This window comes from Collimonas sp. GW821-FHT02H07 (assembly GCF_059421505.1).
This window is the reverse complement of the sequence record NZ_JBWKVC010000005.1, coordinates 16,249-36,545: the sequence shown is the minus strand read 5'-3', so window position 1 is coordinate 36,545 and position 20,297 is coordinate 16,249. Positions and strand designations below refer to the sequence as shown.

Below are 20,297 nucleotides of genomic sequence, written 5' to 3'. Positions count from 1 at the left end.
CATGACCATTTCTCAAATCAATCATTTCATTTCAGGCGCACCGGCGGCTGGCCGCTCAGAGCGTTATTCCGACGTCTTCAATCCGGCCACCGGCGAGGTGGTCGCCCAGGTTGCGCTGGCATCCGCGCAAGAAGTGGATAAAGCCGTCGCCAGCGCGCGCGCGGCCTTTCCGGCCTGGTCCGAGACTTCACCGCTGCGCCGCGCGCGGGTCATGTTCAAGTTCAAGGAACTGCTGGAGCAGAATCACGACAAGCTGGCGGCCCTGATCACGCGCGAGCATGGCAAGGTGTTTTCCGATGCCAAGGGCGAAGTGGTGCGCGGCATCGAAGTGGTGGAGTTTGCCTGCGGCATTCCGCATCTGCTGAAGACCAGCCATACTGACAATATCGGCGGCGGCATCGACAACTGGAATTTGCGCCAGCCGCTGGGCGTGGTGGCCGGCATCACGCCGTTCAACTTCCCGGTGATGGTGCCGATGTGGATGTTCCCGGTGGCGATCGCTTGCGGCAATTGCTTCATCCTGAAACCGTCGGAACGCGATCCTTCGGCCAGCCTGCTGATCGCCGACCTACTCAAGCAGGCGGGCTTGCCCGACGGCGTCTTCAATGTGGTCCAGGGCGACAAGCTGGCGGTGGATGCCTTGCTCGCGCATCCGGACGTGCAGGCCGTTTCCTTTGTCGGCTCGACCCCGATTGCAGAATACATTTATACCGAAGGCGCGCGCCGCGGCAAACGCGTGCAAGCGCTGGGCGGCGCCAAGAACCACCTGGTGGTGATGCCGGATGCCGATCTGGAACAAGCGGTCGACGCCTTGATCGGCGCTGCCTACGGTTCCGCCGGCGAGCGCTGCATGGCGATTTCGGTAGCGGTGGCGGTGGGCGATATCGCCGATCGCCTGGTCGAGCGGCTGACGCTACGCGCCGCTGCGCTCAAGATCGGCAACGGCGATCAGGCCGATTCCGAGATGGGCCCGCTGGTCACCGGCGCGCACAAGGCCAAGGTCGAGGCTTACATCGCCAAAGGCGTGGAAGAGGGCGCCAAGCTGCTGGTCGACGGCCGCGGCTTGCGGGTTGCCGGCCATGAAAACGGCTTCTTCGTCGGCGGCACCCTGTTCGACCACGTGACGCCGGAAATGACCATCTACAAGGAAGAAATCTTCGGCCCGGTGCTGGCGGTGGTGCGGGTGCCGGATCTGGGCAGCGCGGTGGAACTGGTCAATGCCCATGAATTCGGCAACGGCGTTTCTCTCTTTACCAGCGACGGCGGCGTGGCGCGCGCATTTTCACGGCAGATCCAGGTCGGCATGGTCGGCATCAACGTGCCGATTCCAGTGCCGATGGCCTGGCATTCCTTCGGCGGCTGGAAGCGTTCGCTGTTCGGCGACCACCATGCCTACGGCGAAGAAGGCATCCGTTTCTATACGCGTTACAAGAGCATCATGCAGCGCTGGCCGGACAGCATCGCCAAGGGCGCCGAGTTCACCATGCCAACCGCAAAATAGAAGCGCCCGTTCTCGGGCATGGTGCTGGAAGCGGCGCGCCACAGCGTCAATGCGTCGCCAGCAGCCGGTACTTTGCGCCCGCCGCCGCGGGCGCCGATTGCACCAGCGCGACTTGCCGCGCTTGCCAGACAATCGGCGGCGCCAGCAAAGTATCGGCGGGCGCATCGGCATTGCGCGCCAGCGTGATGTGCGGCTGGAAGCGGCGGCGCTGGTCGAAGCCGATCCGGCAACGCAGCAACTCGGCCGCCAGCGCGGCCTGCAGGTCGAGCAGCGCCGCCGGCGGCTCGCTCATCTGCAACGCCGCGATCCGGTGGCGGCGGAAGTAGGCGACCCGATCCAGCACCAGCGTCATCGCGGCCTGCGGTAAATTTTCCAGTATCTGTTCCAGCAACGGCAGCGCGCCGGCCGGCTGTTCTCCCAGGAAAGCCAGGGTGATATGAAAATCGTCGCGGTGCACGGCGCGCCCGGGCGCCAGCGCCTGTACCTGGGCCAGGCGCTGGCTGGTTGCTTCATCCGGCCATAGCGCATAGAACAGCCGCCGCGGCCCGCCATCGAGGCTAGCTGTCATGCGCCGCTCCTGCCAAGGCCGGCTTCAGCGCCGGCCCCGCAACGGTATCTTCCACCAGGAAACCGAGCACACGGATCTGTTCGCGCAAGCGGTCCGCTTCCTGCCATTGCCGCGCCGCGCGCGCGGCCTGGCGTTGCGCGGCCAGCTGCGCTACTGCTGCGGGTATGGCGACGCTGGCCGGACGCCAGCCATCCAGGTCCAGGCCCAGCACTTCATCCATTGCGCGCAAGGTCGCTTTGCAAACGGCTGCATCGGTGTCGCTGCGCACCAGCTCCCACACCAGCGCCAGCGCGCGCGAAAAATTCAGGTCGTTATTGATCTCGGCGCGGAAGCGCTGCATCCATGCCTCGTCGGCCGCACCGTCATTCGGCCAGCGATGGTAAGCCTCTCTCAAGCGCTGCAAGCCGGTTGCCGCGGCCTGCAAGCCGTCCCAGCTGAATTCCAGCTGGCTGCGGTAGTGCGCCGCCATGCACAGGTAGCGATACGCGAGCGGATCGAATCCCCGTTCGCTGAGCGACTGCAGGCGCAGGAAATCGCCGTCGGACTTGGACATCTTTTCACTGCCGGTCTGCAGAAAATAGCCATGCATCCAGTAATTGGCCAGGCGGGTGCCGTGGCAAGCCTGGGTCTGCGCGATCTCGTTGCTGTGATGGACGGCGATGTGATCCTCGCCGCCGCAATGGATGTCGAACAGGCTGCCGAGATGCGCGGCCGACATCGCCGAGCATTCGATGTGCCAGCCGGGAAAGCCGCGGCCCCAGGGGCTGTCCCACTCCATCTGGCGACGCGTCTCGGGCGGACTGAATTTCCACAGGGCGAAATCGGTGACGCTGCGCTTCTCTCCCATGTCGACCCGTGCCCCGGCCTGCAAGGCATCGCGATCCAGCCGCGCCATGTAGCCGTAATCGTCCTGCTTGCTGGTGTCGAAGTAGATGCCGTCGGCGGTGCGGTAGGTGTAGCCCTTCTGCTCCAGGCTCTGGATGAAGCCAATCTGCTGCGGCAGATAGTCGGTGGCGCGGCACCAGACCGCCGGCTGCAACAGGTTGAGCGCGCGGAAATCTTCCATGAAAGCGACGCTATAAAACTCCGCGATGTCCCAGGCGCTCTTGCCGCTGCGGCGGCTGCCTTTTTCCATCTTGTCTTCGCCGTCGTCGCCGTCCGACACCAGGTGGCCGACGTCGGTGATGTTGACCACATGCTGCACCTGGTAGCCGTTGAATTCCAGCGTGCGCCGCAGCAGGTCCTCGAAAATGTAGGTGCGCAGGTTGCCTATGTGGGCGTAGTCGTACACCGTCGGTCCGCAGCAGTACAAACCCGCGCGGCCGGGATCAATGCTGTCGAAGCGGCGGACGCGGCGCTCCCAGCTGTCGTATAGATGGAGTTCCATGCAGTTCATTTAACAAATACGGGTGATGTGAAACGATGCCGTGACGGCAAGCCGGCGCAGACTAAATCAGGCGCAAAAATCAGGCGCAATACAGGATGTCGTGCGACAACAGCGTGCGCAGACTTGAGGACGGGAGCAGATGATGGCGTGCTTGAGCATGGCTTATACTAACTTGCGGCGCTTGCCATGGTCAAGCACGCCGAGCGCACCTCGGCGGCCCCAACAACTTTCCGGAGCAGACAATGAAAGAGCAACGCATCAAGCATCGCAAACTGGGATCGGGCGGCCTGACGGTATCGGCCATGGGGCTGGGCTGCATGGGCATGAGCACCGCCTACGGCGCCGCCGATGAAAAGGAATCCATCGCCACCCTGGAACACGCGCTGGAACTCGGCATCAATTTCTTCGACACCGCCGAGCAGTACGGCCCCTACCTCAACGAGGAATTGCTGGGGCGGGTCTTCAAGAGCCGTCGGCATGAAGTGGTGCTGGCCACCAAGTTCGGTTTCAAGATCGAGAATGGCGTCACCACCGGCATCACCAGCGAACTCGGCCATGTCCGGCGCGCGGTGGAAGGCTCGCTGCGCCGTCTCGGCACCGATCACATCGATCTGCTGTACCAGCACCGGGTCGATCCGGCGGTGCCGATCGAAGACGTGGTCGGCGTCATGGCCGAGCTGGTGCGCGAAGGAAAAGTGCGCTTCCTGGGACTATCGGAAGCCGGCGTCGCCAATATCCGCAAGGCGCACGCGGTGCATCCGATCAGCGCCCTGCAAAGCGAATACTCGCTCTGGGAGCGCAACCTGGAAGCCGAAATCCTGCCTGTGCTGCGCGAACTCGGCATCGGCCTGGTGCCTTTCAGCCCGCTCGGCCGCGGCTTCCTCAGCGGCAGTGCGCAGCGCGCCGAAACCTATCCGGCCAGCGATTTCCGCCATCTCGATCCGCGCCTGCAAGGCGAGAACTTCGACGCCAACATGCGCGCCGCCAAAGTAGTGGCGGATATCGCCGCAGCCAAGGGCGCCACCGCCGGCCAGGTTGCGCTGGCCTGGGTGCTGCAGCAAGGCGACGACATCGTGCCGATTCCCGGCACCAAGCGCCGCACTTACCTGGAACAGAACGTGAACGCCGTCGACGTTACCCTGACGGCAGCCGAGACCGACGCGCTGGAGAGCGCACTGCAGCGGGTAGCCGGCGAGCGTTACAGCAAGGAGCGCATGGCCTGGGTCGACCGTTAAGCATTAAACCTTAAGGGCAGGCGCTGGCGTTGCAGGTATTGCCGGCGCTTGCAGCGGACTTGAGATTGGTCTGCGCGGCATTGCCGTTGTTGGCGCTCAGGCGATTGTTGCTGAAGCTGGACTGGGCATAGGCGGCCAGCCCGAAATGCTGGTTGCCGCGCATGGCGTTGCGGCTGACCTTGAGGTCGATGCCGAAAATGCCGTCGCCGCCATTGTTCTCGGCAGCGCTGTTGCTGATCGCGCCGCCGAACAGAACCGCGCCGCCGCGGCCGTTGCGCGACACCACCACATGATCCAGGTTGGCCGAATTGGTCTCCAGGTAGATGCCGTAGTTGCCCATGCCCTGGACGATGCCGTTCCTGACCGTGACATGGCTGCGGTTCACCGCGTGGATGCCGTTGCCGCCGCCGAGCGGCCAGCAGGGCGCAGGCAGTTTCTGGCAGCGCGTCGGCCCCTGGATCGCATAGCCATGCAGGTCGAGGGTGACGTTATCGGCATTGATTTCGATTGCGGTGGTGTTGGGGTCGGCCACCTTCATGTTGCCGGCCAGCTGATAGTGTCCCGGTTCGTCGATGATCACCATGAAGCCCGGTTTGTCGGCGCGCGCCGGATCGAGGGAAATGATGCGCTGCGCCGCCGCGCTGGCGCCGGACAAGGGCAGCCAGGCGAGCAAGGCTACTCCCGCGAATTTCTGCAAGCTGTGCATGACAGGTCTCCAATTTTTTTTCGGCTGGCCGCCTTGCTCGGCAAGACGAGCCACGCCAACTTATTCAAGATCCAGCTTTTCCGCATCCCTGGCAAAGATCGCCAGTTTCAAAGGCCGCACTGCGCCCATCCAGATGGCATGATCGCGATGGTCGGCCAGCTCATCGCCGGTCAGCGGATGGATGAATACGATCAGGCCGGCACGATGCAGCGCCAGCCATGGAATCAGTTCGCCGAATACTTCCGGCGCAAAGCCCAGCTGGCAGCTCCAGTCCGGGTGCGGACCTACCGGCTGCCGGTGCGCGCGGCCCACGCTCAGGGCAAAGCGTTGCGCGGCTTGCTCGCACAAGGCCAGCGCCTGCGGCATGCTGGCGGCGTCGTAATAGATGTGGGCGTGATAGCCGGTAATGGCGGCAAGCGGCTCGGGTGAAACGGTCATGCGAAAAACTCCAGACAGGTGATGCAAGAATGACAGCGGAGCGAAGCAGCCGGTTTCTTCAAGCGTTAGACTTCAAGAATACCCCTTTTCCGCCGCCAGAGGAATCGGCCGCCGGGGAGCGCCCGCTTGCTTGTCTTTCTGACTATCAGGATACGAATAAACGCGCACAAATATAAAATTCAGGGAGATATCTGGCGCACAATCGCTCTTGAAAAATCAAACCGGCTCTGTGTGCTGACGCACCGAGCGCCCATTCCAGCTTGTATATGCTGCTGCTATCGGCTTTGCCCACATGACGTGTAATCAACTACTCCCATGAACTCAATCAGCGCAGATGCAACAGTAGAAGCCGGCGATGCGGCGGCCCCTCAACCTGGACCGACGCCGACGCCGCTGGAGCAGCCGGCAGTGCAAGCAGCGGCCGAAACGCCGATGACAGGTCCGCTGGCGCCGCTGGCCCCCCACAGCGCCACCCATGTGCGCAGCCTGTGCCTGCGCATCCTCACCGTGCTGGCCCTGGTGTTCGCGCTGCAATGGGGGCAAAAATTCCTGGTGCCGCTGGTGTTCGGGATTTTCATCGCCTATACCTTGAATCCGCTGGTGGTCTGGCTGGAGCGCATCCGCGTGCCGCGCCTGTTCGGCACTTGCCTGGTGATGGCGACGCTGGTGCTGGGCCTGGCCCAGGTCGGCTATTCCCTGCGCGGCGAATTCCAGTCCATCATGGAACGCTTGCCAACCGCCGCCCATCAATTGTCGCGCGCCATCGTCAACGCCAGGAACCAGGGCGGGCAAACCAGCACGATCCAGAAAATGCAGGCGGCCGCCAGCGAGATCGAAAGCGCCGCCGGCCAGGCTGCCGGCGTGCGGCCCGACGCCAAACGGCAGGCGCCGGCGGCGGTCGCGCCGCCATCCTTCCAGCTCAGCGAATGGATATGGACCGGTTCGATGGGCGCCATGATTTTCATCGGCCAGGCCACCATGGTGGCCTTCCTGGTGTTTTTCCTTTTGCTGTCCGGCGACAAGTTCAAGCGCAAATTGGTGAAACTGACCGGACCGTCGCTGTCGAACAAAAAGATCGCCGTCAGCATCCTGCTCGAAATCAATTCCTCGATCCAAAGGTATATGTTCATGCTGCTGGTGACGAACTCGCTGCTGGCGGTGCTGATGTGGATCGCATTCCGCTGGATCGGCCTGGAAAACGCCGGCGCCTGGGCCCTGGCCGGCGGCTTCCTCCATATCATTCCCTATTTCGGCCCCTTGCTGATCGCGCTGGCGACCGGCATCACCGCCTTCATGCAGTTCGATTCCTTCTACATGATGCTGCTGGTGGCGGCGATCACGCTGGCTATCGCCACCCTGGTCGGCACCTTCGTGACGACCTGGATGACCGGCCGCATCGCCAAGATGAATGCCGCGGCGGTGTTTATCGTGCTGCTGTTCTGGGGCTGGCTGTGGGGAATATGGGGCCTGCTGCTGGGGATACCGATCATCGTCATCGTCAAGGTGGTCGCCAAGCAGGTCGACGGCATGCATGCGATCGCCGAACTGTTGAGCGACTAGGATCGGATTGCGCAGATTGCCGCAGGCAAAAAAATACGGCATCCGAAGATGCCGTATCGATTTCAGGACTGCTTGAGGCTGTGCTGCTTACAGCGTGATCTTGGCGATCTTGGCGCCTTGCAGCGAGACGCCGGCGATCAGGCCGCCGTTGGTGGTGACGAAACCGACGATAGGCTGCTGCGCCGTGTTGGTATCGATACTGCCGTTGGCGCCGATGTTAGCCAGCGCTACGGTGGCGTCGGCGCCGACGGTCCAGCCGTTGCTGTTGCGGAATTTATCCAAAGCGTCTTGCGTCATGAACAGCAGCACGATGGCTTTCGATTGCGCGCCGGCCTGGAAGCCGACGGAACCGGCAGTGGTGCTGTAATAGCCTTCGGTACGGTTGCCGACGCGCAGCGCGCCCTTGCCGTATTCAGCGCCCAGCACGAAGCTGGCTTGCAGCACTTGCGGGAATACCAGGACACCCTTGGCGCGCGCCACCAGCTCGCGTGAAGCAGGCGCGGTCTGGTACAGTTTCGACAAAGTGGCGTCTACGCCGGCATTGATGTCGGAGCGGCTGGTCTGGGAACTGGCGTCCTTGCCTGGCATGGTGGTGGTGCAGCCGGCGAAGGTGACGCTAGCCAGGGCGACAGCGACGGCAGCAAGGGTCTTGCTTGGGAATAAGGATTTTTTTTGCATTTTTTTCTCCAACGAGATGTGGATAACAAATGGACAACGTTGCAAATTATATATGGCATTTTCAAGATGCATGTACAAACTGGCAATTTTGAGTAAGCGTCAATTCCTCCAGTTCCGGACGATATTCCTGATCGGATCAGGCATCCTTGATTCGGCATCCATGAGCGACGGCAAGCGGCCCAGGCAACAGCCGCGTCGCAGTGATCGAGATGCGGCTGCATCTTTATCCGCAATCATGATGTCACTGTAGGCGCGATGTAAGATTGAATCTGTACGGTAGCGCACATTCAGGCAACGTTTCTCCGGCATCGGCCTGCCAGGGAGGACGGGCGCCGCAAGCTTTGAACAAACCCGAGGAAGCCGTCATGAACCAACATAGCAGTCCCCCGCAACCCGCGCTGTACCTGGACGACCTCACGGTCGGCTCGCTCTTCGTCAGCGGCGAGCACGCCATGGACGAGCAGCAGATCCTGGCGTTTGCGCAGCAGTTCGATCCGCAGCCCTTCCATCTCAGCGACGCCGCCGCCAGGGAAACCCTGTTCGGCGGACTGGCCGCCAGCGGCTGGCACACGGCAGCCATCACGATGCGCCTGCTGGTCACCAGCGGCATGCCGCTGCAGGGCGGCATCATCGGTTCGGGCGGCGAACTGAGCTGGCCGCGTCCGACCCGCGCCAGCGATATCCTGCATGTGGAAAGCGAAGTGCTGGAGGTGACGCCATCGCGTTCGCGGCCGGACCGCGGCATGGTGAAGCTGCGCAGCGAGACCCGCAACCAGCATGGCGAAATCGTCCAGCTGTTCGTCTCCAAGCTGGTGGTGTCGCGCAAGACGCCATGACGGCCAGCGGTCTACAATAAAAATTTTGAACGAAGCCAAGATGATAAAGATCCGCGAAATCGACCACCTGGTCTTGAGAGTGGCAGACCTCGGCAAGATGCTGCATTTTTACTGCGATGTGCTGGGCTGCAGCGTCGAACGGCGCCAGGAAGAAATCGGCCTGGTGCAGCTGCGCGCCGGCAATTCGCTGCTCGACCTGGTACCGGTCGACGGCAAGCTCGGCAGCGCCGGCGGCGCCGCACCGGGCAAAGAAGGACGCAACCTCGACCATTTCTGCTTCCGCGTCGAACCCTTCGACGAAGCCGCCATCCGCAGCCATCTGCTGGCGCACCAGGTCGATGCCGGTCCGCTGACTTCCAGGAATGGCGCCGAAGGCGAAGGGCCGTCGATCTATATCAGCGATCCGGAAGGCAACGTGGTGGAGCTGAAGGGGCCACCGGCGGTTTCCTGACGCATCCGCCATGGCTATTTCCGGATTGACCACCCTTACCTTTATCCTGCTTGCTGCGGCGATCTGCGCAGTCTGGCTGCCGGCGGTCCGCGTCAGCCGACACGCGACGCTGCCGCCCTGGACCGGCTGCTTCGTCGCCGCAGTCTGTTGCGGCCTGGCTGCCGGCGTCCTCAATCCCTGGTCGGCGGCGGCGTTGGTGATTTTTTGCGGCATCGCCTATCTGGCGTCGACCGCCAGGCAACCATCCGTTTCCCGCGTCCTGCTGACTACCGCTGCGGCAATCGTGGCGCTGGCGCTGGCCTTGCACCGTCTGCCGGGATTCAACAATCCGCTGCTGATTTCCGCTCTGACGCTGTCAGCCGGCGCCGCGCCGTTCAGCCAGTATGCAAACTTCGACAAGGGCGCCGCCGGCCTGGTGCTGCTGGCCTTGCTGTGCCGCCGCGCGGATTCCGCCGCGGCCTGGCGCGCATTGTTGAAAAAGACCTGGCCGGCAGCGCTGGCGACCGCCATCGCGGTGCTGGGAGCGGCGGCCTGGGTCGGCTATGTCAAAGCGGATTTCAAGCTGAGCCAGACCACGGCGCTGTTCCTGGCGACCAATCTGTTCTTTACGGTCGTGGCGGAAGAAGCGTTTTTCCGCGGCCTGCTGCAAGATCGCCTGGCAGCGTCGCTGGCGCGCTTTCATCATGGTCCGGTAGCGGCGCTGATCTGCTCCGCGTTGCTGTTCGGCGCAGCGCACGCGGCCGGCGGCGGCGTTTATGTCTTGCTGGCGGCCATCGCCGGCCTCGGCTATGCCTACGCTTATTACGCCACGCAACGTATCGAAGCGCCGATCATCGTCCATATCGTGGTCAATGCCGTGCACTTCATTGGCTTCACTTATCCGCATCTGCGCTGAGCCAGACCAGACAAGGGGCCGCCAGATCATTGCTCTTCAGCTGGTCCCTTGTCATTCTGCTTGAGCAGCACCCAGGCCATCGCTGCCAGCCCCAGGACGGCCGTCAGCAGTACGCCCCACAGCGCAAGATTGCGGGCCGGCACGCCGTCGCGGCTGGCGCTAGCCTGCACCACCGCAGCGGCGCTATCGACCGTCGCCAGCGGCAAGCTGTTTTCTTGCGCCGCCCTATAGCCGGGCAGCAGGCTTTGCATCGGCAGGTAGGGACTGGCGGCATTGGCCAGGCCAGCCGCCAAGGTGAACGGCGGCTGGCCGCTGACCAGCGCCACGATCTGGGCAGGTTCGAACTCCAAGGCAATCTCTGGCGCCGCGCTGAAGCCGGCGCTCTTCTTGTCGGCTTCGATCTTGATTTCACGGAACGCCGTCGGCGGCAATTCGAGCGCGGCGCTATCCTGCACTTTGCCGGCCGTCTGCAAATGATAGATGACGCCGGCGGTGAGCGAGGTCCATGGCTGGCCGGAGTCGTTACGGCCCAGCACCCGCACCGGGATCAGGAAATTGTCCCCCGCCGCCTTGATCTTCAGCGCCGCCAGCGGCGTCGCAAAGGGCAGGGCAAAACGCAGCTCGTACGGATTGAGCAGCTGCGGCGCGGCCAGGGCAGCGCTGACCCTGGGAGCGCTGCTGATGCCGCGTGCGGTCGTCAGGGTGGCGCTGCGCATGGTCACCGGCGCCACATGTCCGCCGGCATCGGTCCAGCTTACGCGCAGATACTGGTCCTTGAGACTGGCGCCGGACAACTCCACATGGTCGGCGCCCAGATGGCCGGCGCCGGCATCGGCACGATACAGAACGGTTTCCGCCAACGGCCGCCAGCCTTTCAAATCGGCGCTGGCCTGCAGCGTAAAGGTAATCGGCTGGGCATCGGGCAGGTCGACATCCAGCACCATGCCTACCACCGGATCGGCGATGGCGCGGGTATCCAGCAAGGCGCCCAGCACTTTTCCAGACTGCGGGCCGGCAGTCGCGGCGCCGCTATCGATTTGCACCACGCGCTTGCCTTGCTGCTCCTCGATGCGCAATGAGGAAGCGGAGAGATCCCTGGCATCAGGGGCGCCCATGACCGGCAATGACGGCAGGACCAGCTTACGATTTTCAGTTTGCCGCAGACTGGCGCTATCCGACCAGGCCATCGAGAGCGGCTGGCCCTGGCCATTGAAGATGCGCAAGTCGCTCATGCCGCCGCTTTGCAGATTCGCCAGCACCTGCGCCGGCAACAGCAGGCGCTGCAACGAGGCATCGCCGTTGAAGTGCACCGGCAGGTGCAGCGCATAGGATTGCATGACGTTCGGATCGCCGGCCGGCCATGCCGTCAGCGGCATCGCCAGAACGCAGGCGACGGCCAGCCGGCGCAAACCTGGAAAATGTCTCATGCTTGCTTGTTCTCCACAGGGTTAAGATCCGCGACCGCGGCTTTTGGCGGCAGCGGAGCGAAATAACCGACCACCAGCATCAGGATGCCGACGGCGATAAAGGTAATGATGCGTTCGGCGCCGCCGGCATTCGACAAATCGACCAGCAGCAGTTTGACCACTACCAGCCCCAGCAGGCCGGCGCCGGTCAGCCACAAGGCGCGCTGTGCACGCCGGTGCGCCAGCAGCATCAGGCCGAGTGCCAGCAAAGTCCAAAGGATGGCCAAACCGGTCTGCACCACGAAACTGTCGAACAAGGCCGGGCCATCCCAGCGGACGCCGAAAAAATGGTGGGCGATGCGTAGCCAGACCGTGTTGAGCGCGATAAAGGCCAGCGCCGCCAGCGCCAGCAGCGTCTCTTTGCGCGCCACCCAGGCCGCGGCAGCCGGCAAGGGCTGCGCCGCACTCACCGTACGGCGCCACAATAGCAAGGCGCCCAGGGCCAGCGCCAGCGCAAGGTCGGTAGGATTGAGCAAGGGAATATACGGCAGCGGTTCGGTATGGGCAGACGAAAACAAGGCCATCAGCAGGGCGCCGCCAAACACCAGCAGCACCAGCGGCATCGCGGCATGCCAGTAATAGGCAACTGCGTGCGGATTGCGCGGCCAGCCGAATTCCGGCAGTGTCGCCAGCCGGTTAGCCTTGCCCGCCCACAGCGACAGCAACAGCAAGATGGCGATGGCGCTGACCAGCAGCACGACGCTGGCCCAGGACGTCTGCCATAAATTGGCGCGGCCGATCCAGAACCACAGGCAATCGGCCAGCAGCAGCGTCAGCAGCCAGACGCCGCCGACGTGCATGACGCGATTGAACCTGAGCACGCCGGTGCCGGCGCTGGCATCGGTGTCGTTCTGGTAGAGCATCCGGAAATGCAAAGCCAGCGCTGCCAGCCAGATGGCCCAGGCCGGCGTAGCGAGGACGCGGAAATCGGATAATTCCTGGGCAACGAACACAAGCACCAGCGGCAACAGGGTAAGACGGCTCGGCCAGGTAGCAACCGCCCAGCCGCTCTTGCGGCCCAGCAGCGACGACAGCCACGCGCTCGCCACCAGGGCCAGCATCGTCAGCAACTGCTGCGTGCCGGCGCTGAACAAGGGCAGCGTTGCCATGCCGGCTTCGCCGCCGGGCAGGCTGCGCCATGCTTCCAGAATCCAGGCCAGGCACCAGAACACGAAGCCATACAGATAGACAGGCTGACCCAGCAATGCCTCTGCTTTCACATAGGACCTGGCCCAGGCCGAATCGCTGTGCGGCAACGCAGCCCGCAGCCACCAGGCAATCGCCAGCGCCGGCAGTGCGATGAACATGGCGCCGACGAACATCGGGTTGGCCAAAGGCCAGGCCGACACATTGTCATCGAGCGCCGCCAAGAAGGCGCCACCGGCGACCACCTGCAGCAGCAGGCCGAAGGCGCGCGGCATCCAGCGCGCCTGGCGCATGCCGACCCAGAATGCACCAGCGCCTTCCAGCGCCCATACTGCCGAAGTCCAGCGCACATCCAGCGCCAACGGCACCGCCAGCGTCACAAAACCGACACCGATGGCCAGCATGGATTCAATCATCAGACGGTAGTTCTGCTGCCCACGCCGCATCAGCACGGCGGCCAGCAGCAGATACAAGGCGGCAAAGCCAAGCGCCGAGAACGCGCTGCCCAGCTTGAACTGGCTGGCCAGGCCGACTTGCAGGCCAAAGCCGATCAGCGCGGTGCCGAACATCAAGGTGCTGTCCACCGCATTTCCGAGCCTGGTGGGCGTATTGCGGGCATACAGGATCGCCGCCGTCACGTAGATCAGCACGAACAGAATCAGGAACAGTTGCGAGCTCAGGTACAGCGCCGGGTCGTACTTCAGCACCCCCCAGGTAGTGGCGACGCCGAAAGTGGCGACGAATCCCACCATATTCAAAACCCGCCACGAGCGCTTATAAGCAATGAACAGGATCGCCAGGTTCAACACCGTGTAATAGCTGAACAAGCCGACGCTGCTGCCGCCTCCCGTCGACAGCAGCAGCGGCACCGCAAAGCCGCCGGCAAACGCCGCCACCGCCAGCCCGCGCGAATCCTGCAACAGCGCCAGCGCGCAGCTTAGCGCGCACACCACGATCATCAGGCCGAAAGCCGGCAAGGGCGGGATCAGGCTGAACAAACGGAAAGCGGCAAACACCGTCAGATAGATCACCGCCACGCCGCCGCCCTGCAGCGCCAGCGCAAACGCCGGCTTGACCCGGCGCTTGCCGAAACCCAGCGCCAGCAGCGCAATCCCGGCCACGGCAACCGCCGCCAGCCGCAACTCCACCGGAAACAAGCCGGCAGAAGCGGCGTAACTGGCCAGGAAGGACAGGCCGATGAACAGAATCACCAGGCCGACACGGACGATGGTATTGCCGCCGAGGAGCCAGTTCTTGGCGGCGGCGATGGCCAGGTCCAGTGGATTGGGCGGCGCCGGAACAGGAGACGGTTTGGGCGCTGCAGGCGCCGATGGCGGCGCCTGTATCCTAGGCGAGCCAGCCTGCAGGGGCGTGCCGGCCGACGTGGCCGGTATCGCTGGCGGCGCTGCCGGATAGACAGGAGCGCTAACCGCGGCTGCCTTGTCCACGACAAGCTTGGCGCCCGGATCCAAATCGGACGCCGGCGCGCCGCCATGCAGGTTTGGCTGAGCCTTCAGCCATTCCTGCATCTGCTTGCGCAGCTTTTCATTGCCGGCGGCGATTTCTCCCCGGACCGCGTAACGCAAGCCCAGGCCGGCCACGAGGCCGAGCACTCCGCCGGCAAATACGCCGACATCGCCATATCCGGCGTTAGGCCAGAGCCAACCCAGCACCCCGCCACAAAGAATTCCCCATAGGATCATATAGTCAGCTCGCTGGTTGTAATTGGCCCTGGTATTGTCTGCCAAGTAACTTACCTATGCAATGGCCGACGGACTGTATGCGCCGACTGCTGCGCGATACCATGCCGGCCCCGCGATAGCACCGGCGCGGCGAATGCCTATCTGCCGGCCACCGCCTCCCAGCCCAGTCCGAACTTGGCCAGGTATTTTTTGAGGCGATCTGCATCGTTCGGCTTTTCTTTCGCGCTGCGCGATGCGGCAAACAGCTTGCGGCCGGCATCCGACTCAGGGCCGCTTAACAAGCCCTGACAAGCGAGGAAATGAAATGACGAATACCAATTGCTTCAAACCTTGCAGGGAAAATTCCTGCCGCAAGTGCATGCAGCCTATGCCGCCGGCGCAGCTGAGCACAACACAGTGGGTGGATGAAATTCCAGCCGCCGCGACACAATAGTTTGGCAAGCGCCTTCCAGACCGGAGAGCTTGCCCAGAAAAAGGAGCTCATCATGAGCTGGATGATCAAAATTAGCAGTACCGGTTTTACGGAGGGCATGAATCCAGGCACGGCTCCGGTCGACAGGTTTTCCGTCACGTCGACCTCGACTCATGTCGTTGTCCGGTGGCGCATGTCGCCGAATGCCGGCAAGACTGCATCTTGGACAACCACGGCAGGCCAGGCTGAACAAGTTTGGCAGAATGTCTTGTCCGCTCTTGTCGGAATTTAATGGATCGCGCAGTATCGGTCTTGAAGTGCACGCAGATCAAATCTGCATTTAAAAGAAGAGAATCATGAAACACGAAGAATACGATGTAATGAATGTCGAGGGCGGAAGCCACGTCAAGATGTGGACCCGCGGCGTACCGGTGGAAGACGGGGCCCGCAAGCAGTTGAGCAACACCGCGAAGCTGCCGTTTATCTATAAGCACCTGGCTGTGATGCCTGACGTCCACCTCGGCAAGGGTTCGGCCATCGGCAGCGTGATTCCTACCCTGGGTGCGGTTATCCCGGCGGCCGTGGGGGTGGATATCGGCTGCGGCATGATGGCGGCCAAGACCACCTTGAATGCGCGCGACCTGCCTGACAATCTCCACCCGTTGCGCAGCGCCATCGAAAAAGCCATTCCGCACGGGATGTCGCCGAAGACGCGCGGTTTCAAGGGACGCGACAAAGGTTCATGGGAAACCCCGCCGACGCCGGTGGACGCGGCCTGGGCGCAGCTGAAGGATGAATTCGACCTGGTTTGCCTGAAGACGCCAAAGTTGAAGAATACGAATAACTATCGGCACCTGGGAACGTTGGGATCCGGCAACCACTTCGTTGAAGTCTGCCTGGACGAGAGCAACGCCGTCTGGTTCATGCTGCACTCCGGTTCGCGTGGCGTGGGCAACGCCATCGGCTCGCATTTCATCGAACTGGCCAAGCAGGATATGCGTACCCATTTCATCAACCTGCCGGACCAGGATCTGGCGTATTTGCCGGAAGGTACGCAGCACTATGACGACTATATCGAAGCAGTGAGCTGGGCGCAGAAATTCGCGCGCATGAACCGGGAAGTGATGATGCAGAATCTGATTGCGGCGGTGCGCACAGTCATCAGCAAGCCTTTCGAGACGCACGTGGAAGCGGTGAATTGCCACCACAACTATGTGCAGAAGGAAAATCACTTCGGCAAGGATGTGCTGGTAACCCGCAAGGGTGCGGTATCGGCGCGGGCAGGCGAGCTGGGGATCATTCCGGGTTCGATGGGAGCGAAAAGCTTCATCGTCCGCGGTAAAGGCGATGCCGACAGCTTCCATAGCTGCAGCCACGGCGCCGGCCGCACCATGAGCCGTACCGAGGCCAAGAAGCGTTTCACGCTGGACGACCAGATCAAGGCAACGCAGGGCGTGGAATGCCGCAAAGATGCCGACGTCATCGACGAGATTCCAATGGCTTACAAGGATATCGATGCGGTGATGGAAGCGCAGCGCGCCCTGGTGGAAGTAGTGCATACGCTGAAGCAGGTGGTGTGCGTGAAAGGCTAAGCACTGGCTTGTCCTGGAACAGGCCGTGGTCCCGGCGGGATCATGGCCGTAAAGACGATAACAATAAAGAATAGAAGAACATGATTGAACTAGATGGAGCAACAGGAGAAGGCGGCGGCCAGGTTTTGCGGACCGCGCTGACCCTGTCGATGATTACCGGACAGCCGTTCCGGATTGTGAATATCCGGGCCAACCGGCCCAAGCCTGGATTGATGCGGCAGCATCTGGTGGCGGTGCAAGCCGCTGCCGAGATCAGCAATGCCGATATCGGTTCGGCGGCGGTCGGCGCGCAAACGCTGCAATTCATCCCGGGCAAGATCAAGGGCGGCGCCTATCAGTTTGCCATCGGCACCGCCGGCAGCTGCACCCTGGTGCTGCAAACCTTGCTGCCGGCCTTGCTGTATGCGGATGCGCCATCGGTGGTGAAGATCAGCGGCGGCACGCATAACGCGATGGCGCCGCCAGCCCACTTCCTGCAGCGCGCATACGGCCGCGTGCTGGCGGCCATGGGCGCGAACCTGGAAATCGAACTGAAACGCTTTGGCTTTTATCCCGCCGGCGGCGGCGAGATCGAGGCGAAAGTGTCGCCATGCCGGCAGTTGCAGCCGCTGGAACTGATGAGCCGCGGCGAACGCGTCGCCGGTTATGCCGAAAGTTTCATCGCCGGCGTGCCGGCCGACGTCGCCAAGCGCGAGCTGGCTTGCGTCAAGACCGCGATGGGCTGGGACGATGCGCAACTGGCGATCCGCGGCTTGCCGCATGACCAGGCGCCGGGCAACGCCTTGCTGGTGACGCTGGAATCGCAGCATGTGACAGAGGTGTTTTGTGCGTTCGGCGAGAAAATGGTGCGCTCCGAAGCGGTTGCAAAAAAGGCAATTTCGCAGGTGCGGCAGTATATTGCCTCCGGCGCCGCGGTCGGCGAGCACCTGGCCGACCAGATCATGTTGCCGCTGGCGTTGGCAGGCAGCGGCCGGTTTACGGTCGATTGCGTGTCGCAGCATGCGTTCACCAATGCCGAAGTCATCGAACAATTCTTGCCGGTAAGGATCACGTTTGAAGAACGAGGGCTGTTCAGCGTCTGCGCAATTGCAACAAAATGAAACAGGAATGAAGCGGCGCAGGGACAGGTCCCTGCGCCGGCTGCAGCAATACCTGCAAGCCGCCTCTTTCCAAACAGGCCGGCGCACCCAATATAGATCTCAATGGTGGCTTTAGCTTAACTGGCAAAGCACGCGGCTGTGACCCGCGGCGATATCGGATCATTCCCGATAGGCGACCCCACCGGCACCGTCCGTCTTCACGCTAAAAAGCAACAAACGAAGGACGAAACACAAAAATGCTGGTTATAATCAACCGCAAAGGTGATGCAAATGATCTCCCATATCCTGACCCTCGATATCGCGGGTAATCCGTTTGACTGGATTTCGCCGCAAGACGCTGTGCTCTATTACGCGAGCGGGAAGGTGGCTTGGGAAATCGGCGACGGCGACATCGTTTTCCGCGGCGGTTATTCCCGCGCCGGCATCCAGTCCCGCATCGCCGTCAAACCCATCATCGCCATCGCCGGCAGCGCCATCATGGCGCGCATGCTGCACATGGAACTGCCGCTGGGCCATCACAACGATCTGCTGTTTCGCCGCGACCGCTACACCTGCGCCTATTGCGGCGGCCGTTTCCCGCACAATGAACTGTCGCGCGACCACGTGCTGGCGCGCTCGCGCGGCGGCAAGGACACCTGGACCAATTGCGTCACGGCGTGCAAGGACTGCAATCAGGAAAAAGGCAGCAAAGCGCTGGAAAGTTTCCGCCCGCTGCTGTATGTGCCGTACGTGCCATGCCGCGCCGAACACTATCTGCTGAGCGGCCGCAACGTCCTGGCCGACCAGCACGACTACCTGGCGGCGCGCTTGCCCAAGCACAGCCGCATGCGCGAACTCAATTAGTCCTGCTGGCCATTTGCAGCGCTGAGTTCGCCTCTTCGTTTCGTGCCAAAAACAACAGAATCGCGCCGCGCGGCGGCGAATTGTTTGACACTGCGATTTCATCGGGTGCAGAATCGCAGCTCAGCATTTTCGACTAACGCATTTTTACAGGAAAGGAACGGCCATGCCACGGACGGCTATCAACAATTCAAACGATAAATAGCCCCGCGCATGACTGCTCGGGGTCTTCGGCATATTGCCGACCCGAGCCGGTCGTTCCAACCAGAACCCCGGTGAGGAAACTCGCCGGGGTTTTTGTTTTTTTGCGGGCACGGCATAGCCGGCCCGCGGCAAAGACCCCGGCATGACAAAGAAAACGAAGAAAAACGTTATGCCAATCAAACAGAGCTTGCACAAGGGCCTGGTGCCGGTGCACATATTTACCGACGATATCGACCACAGCGCGCTTCAGCAATTGCTGAACATCGCCAGCCTCCCTATCGTCCATCCCCACGTGGCGGCCATGCCGGACGTCCATGCCGGCATCGGCGCCACCGTCGGCAGCGTGATTCCGACGCGCGCCGCCATCATCCCGGCCGCGGTCGGGGTCGATATCGGCTGCGGCATGAACGCGGTGCGCACCACGCTCACCGCCAGCCAACTGCCGGACAACCTGGCGCGCCTGCGCAGCGCCATCGAAGCAGCGATCCCGGTCGGCTTCGAGCAGCACGAATGGGACAAGGTGCGCGGTTCGGCCCATGCGCGCGTCGGCCGTCCGCTGAATGATCGCCTCGACCGCATCGTCGCCAGGCACAAGGGCATCATGAAGATGCAGCACAAGTTCGCCCAGACCTGGATCTGCCAGATCGGCACGCTGGGCGGCGGCAACCACTTCATCGAAATCTGCCTGGATGAAGAACAACGGGTCTGGATCATGCTGCACTCCGGCTCGCGCGGCATCGGCAACGTGATCGGCCGCTATTTCATCTCGGCCGCCAAAAAGGAGATGGCGCGCCACCGCATCAACCTGCCGGACAAGGACCTGTCCTACTTCAGCGAAGGATCGACGCTGTTCGACGATTATGTCGATGCCGTCGACTGGGCGCAGGATTACGCCTTGATCAACCGCCGCGAAATGATGCGCCGTGCGGTCGATGTACTGAGCCAGCAGCTGCCGCCGTTCAAGCTCGATGGCGAAGCGATCAACTGCCATCACAACTATGTGGCGCAGGAAATGCACGGCAATGAAAAGCTGTTCATCACCCGCAAGGGTGCGATCTCGGCGCGCGAAGGCGAACTGGGCATCATTCCCGGCAGCATGGGCGCCAAGAGCTACATCGTGCGCGGCAAGGGCAATCCGGACTCGTTCTGCTCCTGTTCCCACGGCGCCGGACGCCGCATGAGCCGTAGCGAAGCCAAGCGACGCTTCAACCGCTTCGATCTGGCCGATCAGACCCAGGGCATCGAATGCCGCAAGGACGGCGGCGTGGTCGACGAGATTCCGGCGGCCTACAAGGATATCGACCAGGTGATGGCGCACCAGACCGACCTGGTCGAGGTGGTGCACACGCTGCGCCAGGTCGTTTGCGTGAAAGGATGATCATGAAAGTCACGATTAAATTACCGAAGCCGCGCAATCCGCTGGTGGCGCCAGCCAGGGCCAGGAAAGCCGGAGCGCATGCTTCGCACAACCCGGCGCGCAGGGTGCGGCGGATTGAAAAACAAAAGCTGAACCAGGCGCTGTCAGGCCGCAAGACCGACAGCGATTACGATGTGTGAGAAAGAGCATCAGCAAACAGTG

19 protein-coding genes, 1 tRNA gene and 1 pseudogene are annotated in these 20,297 nt (G+C 62.5%); 13 read left to right on the top strand and 8 right to left on the bottom strand.

The window, feature by feature from the left end:
- Position 1 precedes the first annotated feature (1 nt).
- Positions 2–1,501 (top strand): CoA-acylating methylmalonate-semialdehyde dehydrogenase, encoded by a 1,500-nt coding sequence (locus AC07V8_RS09775; protein ID WP_494678000.1) that lies wholly within the window; start codon positions 2–4, stop codon positions 1,499–1,501.
- A 46-nt stretch (positions 1,502–1,547) separates the two neighbouring features.
- Here AC07V8_RS09775 and thpR read toward each other — a convergent pair whose 3' ends face one another.
- Positions 1,548–2,069: an RNA 2',3'-cyclic phosphodiesterase gene (gene thpR / locus AC07V8_RS09770; protein ID WP_494678001.1), complete on the bottom strand. Its 522-nt coding sequence runs from the start codon at positions 2,067–2,069 to the stop codon at positions 1,548–1,550.
- On the bottom strand, positions 2,059–3,456 hold the full coding sequence (gene cysS, locus AC07V8_RS09765) for a cysteine--tRNA ligase (protein WP_494678002.1): 1,398 nt from the start codon (positions 3,454–3,456) through the stop codon (positions 2,059–2,061). Before cysS ends, thpR begins: the two co-directional genes overlap by 11 nt.
- 242 nt (positions 3,457–3,698) lie before the next feature.
- Between cysS and AC07V8_RS09760 the strand changes: the two genes are divergently transcribed.
- Positions 3,699–4,691: an aldo/keto reductase gene (locus tag AC07V8_RS09760; RefSeq protein ID WP_494678003.1), complete on the top strand. Its 993-nt coding sequence runs from the start codon at positions 3,699–3,701 to the stop codon at positions 4,689–4,691.
- A 10-nt stretch (positions 4,692–4,701) separates the two neighbouring features.
- On the opposite strand, the gene AC07V8_RS09755 is transcribed toward AC07V8_RS09760, so the two are convergent.
- Entirely contained in the window at positions 4,702–5,397 is a 696-nt protein-coding gene (locus AC07V8_RS09755) for a right-handed parallel beta-helix repeat-containing protein (RefSeq protein ID WP_494678004.1), read from the bottom strand.
- A gap of 60 nt (positions 5,398–5,457) precedes the next feature.
- Positions 5,458–5,835: a DOPA 4,5-dioxygenase family protein gene (locus AC07V8_RS09750; protein ID WP_494678005.1), complete on the bottom strand. Its 378-nt coding sequence runs from the start codon at positions 5,833–5,835 to the stop codon at positions 5,458–5,460.
- Between the two features lie 315 nt (positions 5,836–6,150).
- Between AC07V8_RS09750 and AC07V8_RS09745 the strand changes: the two genes are divergently transcribed.
- Positions 6,151–7,395 (top strand): AI-2E family transporter, encoded by a 1,245-nt coding sequence (locus AC07V8_RS09745; RefSeq protein WP_494678006.1) that lies wholly within the window; start codon positions 6,151–6,153, stop codon positions 7,393–7,395.
- Between the two features lie 87 nt (positions 7,396–7,482).
- Here AC07V8_RS09745 and AC07V8_RS09740 read toward each other — a convergent pair whose 3' ends face one another.
- Positions 7,483–8,073: a BPSL1445 family SYLF domain-containing lipoprotein gene (locus tag AC07V8_RS09740; RefSeq protein WP_494678007.1), complete on the bottom strand. Its 591-nt coding sequence runs from the start codon at positions 8,071–8,073 to the stop codon at positions 7,483–7,485.
- 365 nt (positions 8,074–8,438) lie between these two features.
- Between AC07V8_RS09740 and AC07V8_RS09735 the strand changes: the two genes are divergently transcribed.
- Genes AC07V8_RS09735 through AC07V8_RS09725 form a run of 3 tightly spaced genes read left to right on the top strand, consistent with a single transcriptional unit; the run spans position 8,439 to position 10,255 of the window.
- Entirely contained in the window at positions 8,439–8,909 is a 471-nt protein-coding gene (locus AC07V8_RS09735) for a MaoC family dehydratase (RefSeq protein ID WP_494678008.1), read from the top strand.
- A 40-nt stretch (positions 8,910–8,949) separates the two neighbouring features.
- Entirely contained in the window at positions 8,950–9,360 is a 411-nt protein-coding gene (locus tag AC07V8_RS09730) for a VOC family protein (RefSeq protein WP_494678009.1), read from the top strand.
- A 10-nt stretch (positions 9,361–9,370) separates the two neighbouring features.
- Entirely contained in the window at positions 9,371–10,255 is an 885-nt protein-coding gene (locus AC07V8_RS09725) for a CPBP family intramembrane glutamic endopeptidase (RefSeq protein ID WP_494678010.1), read from the top strand.
- Positions 10,256–10,281: 26 nt separating this feature from the next.
- Here AC07V8_RS09725 and AC07V8_RS09720 read toward each other — a convergent pair whose 3' ends face one another.
- From AC07V8_RS09720 to AC07V8_RS09710, 3 genes and pseudogenes are all read right to left on the bottom strand, one after another.
- Positions 10,282–11,682, bottom strand: coding sequence for a DUF3999 domain-containing protein (locus tag AC07V8_RS09720; protein ID WP_494678011.1), 1,401 nt, complete (start codon positions 11,680–11,682; stop codon positions 10,282–10,284).
- Positions 11,679–14,570: a DUF2339 domain-containing protein gene (locus tag AC07V8_RS09715; RefSeq protein WP_494678012.1), complete on the bottom strand. Its 2,892-nt coding sequence runs from the start codon at positions 14,568–14,570 to the stop codon at positions 11,679–11,681. The genes AC07V8_RS09720 and AC07V8_RS09715 overlap by 4 nt, the downstream gene beginning before the upstream one ends.
- Before the next feature lie 137 nt (positions 14,571–14,707).
- Positions 14,708–14,833 (bottom strand): annotated as a pseudogene (locus AC07V8_RS09710) (hypothetical protein); the annotation flags it as partial.
- Between the two features lie 222 nt (positions 14,834–15,055).
- Between AC07V8_RS09710 and AC07V8_RS09705 the strand changes: the two are divergent.
- From AC07V8_RS09705 to AC07V8_RS09675, 7 genes are all read left to right on the top strand, one after another.
- Positions 15,056–15,274, top strand: a complete 219-nt coding sequence (locus AC07V8_RS09705) for a hypothetical protein (protein WP_494678013.1) — start codon at positions 15,056–15,058, stop codon at positions 15,272–15,274.
- A 64-nt stretch (positions 15,275–15,338) separates the two neighbouring features.
- Entirely contained in the window at positions 15,339–16,574 is a 1,236-nt protein-coding gene (locus AC07V8_RS09700; RefSeq protein WP_494678014.1) for an RtcB family protein, read from the top strand.
- Positions 16,575–16,654: 80 nt separating this feature from the next.
- Positions 16,655–17,674: an RNA 3'-terminal phosphate cyclase gene (gene rtcA / locus AC07V8_RS09695; protein WP_494678015.1), complete on the top strand. Its 1,020-nt coding sequence runs from the start codon at positions 16,655–16,657 to the stop codon at positions 17,672–17,674.
- A gap of 105 nt (positions 17,675–17,779) precedes the next feature.
- Positions 17,780–17,855, top strand: a tRNA-His gene (locus tag AC07V8_RS09690).
- An 89-nt stretch (positions 17,856–17,944) separates the two neighbouring features.
- Positions 17,945–18,517 (top strand): HNH endonuclease, encoded by a 573-nt coding sequence (locus AC07V8_RS09685; RefSeq protein WP_211442716.1) that lies wholly within the window; start codon positions 17,945–17,947, stop codon positions 18,515–18,517.
- A gap of 370 nt (positions 18,518–18,887) precedes the next feature.
- Positions 18,888–20,096, top strand: coding sequence for an RtcB family protein (locus AC07V8_RS09680; RefSeq protein WP_494678016.1), 1,209 nt, complete (start codon positions 18,888–18,890; stop codon positions 20,094–20,096).
- Between the two features lie 2 nt (positions 20,097–20,098).
- Positions 20,099–20,275, top strand: a complete 177-nt coding sequence (locus tag AC07V8_RS09675; RefSeq protein ID WP_494678017.1) for a hypothetical protein — start codon at positions 20,099–20,101, stop codon at positions 20,273–20,275.
- The last annotated feature ends 22 nt before the right edge of the window (positions 20,276–20,297 follow it).